General features: G+C 72.4%; 2 protein-coding genes. Both read right to left on the reverse strand.

From position 1 onward, the window contains the following. The coding region (locus ACWCV3_RS29075) for a hypothetical protein (RefSeq protein WP_451230389.1) at window positions 1–547 on the reverse strand (547 nt) is incomplete at its 3' end. A gap of 190 nt (window positions 548–737) precedes the next feature. Then, the coding region (locus tag ACWCV3_RS29080) for a hypothetical protein (RefSeq protein WP_451230391.1) at window positions 738–1027 on the reverse strand (290 nt) is incomplete at its 5' end.

Genomic DNA, 1027 nt, shown 5'->3' on the forward strand with positions numbered 1-1027 from the left:
CCTCCAGCGTCGGCATCGACTGGCCGGCCGCGACGCCGGGAATGTCCACCGACGCGGTCACGGCCATCGTGGCGTCCGGCACCTTGGCCTGCGGGGCCCGCTCGCGCACCTGCGAGAGAGACGCGACGCGGCGGCCGTTGCCGTTCTGCTCGCCCATCGCGGCAGCGATGCCGCGCGCGGCGGCCTCGGTCAGGGCGGCCATGTCGATGCGGCCACCGGCGGTCACCGGGGCGGGCTCACCCTCGGCTCCCTGGCCGCCCTCGGCGCCGTGGACGGACTGGCGCAGGATAGCCATCTGGCGGGCGCGCTCCTGCTGCTGAGTGGTCGCCAGCTCCTCGGCGCGGACGGCACGCACGCGCAGCTCGGCGCGGATGCGGTCCAGGTCACCGGCGAGACGCTGGGAGTAGGTGACGTTCTCGGGGGAGAGGCTGGGGAGCCCCACGACGCGGTCGAACTCCTCGACTGCGCGGGTCTCCAGCTCCCCCAGGTCGGCCTCGCCCACCAGGGAGAGGTCGTCAGGTGCGCTGAACAGCTCAGGATCCGGCACTGAAACCTCCGTGGGCAGGCCGTGAGATCAAGTCGGGGCGGACCGTACAGACAAACGGCCGAATCGCCAAAAGTCACAAGGACTTCGGACGATTCGGCCGTCTGCGCAGGTCAGCCCTGCTCGCCGCCGATCGGCTCGGGGGCCGGGGGCGGCGGGGGCGGAGGCGTCTGGTTACAGCCGCACACGATGATCACTCCTCTCCGTGGACTCGGGCGGACAGGGACTTCAGGACGCGGCGGTATGCCCACTGGTCCAGCTCGTCCTCGGACAAGCCGTCGTGGAGCTGCGGGATACCGGCCGCGACGAGGGCGAGCTGCTGCCCGCTGGTCAGATGCGTCTTGAGCTTCGGCACCGGGAAACCGGGGACGTTGACGGCGAGCAGGCCGACCAGGCGCAGCGATCCGCCGATGCGGCGCCAGTCGCCCGAGACCTGCCCGGCCGCGCGCAGCTCCCGGATGCGGGACTCCGAGGTGCCGGGCC

The organism is Streptomyces sp. NPDC001781 (assembly GCF_053596035.1).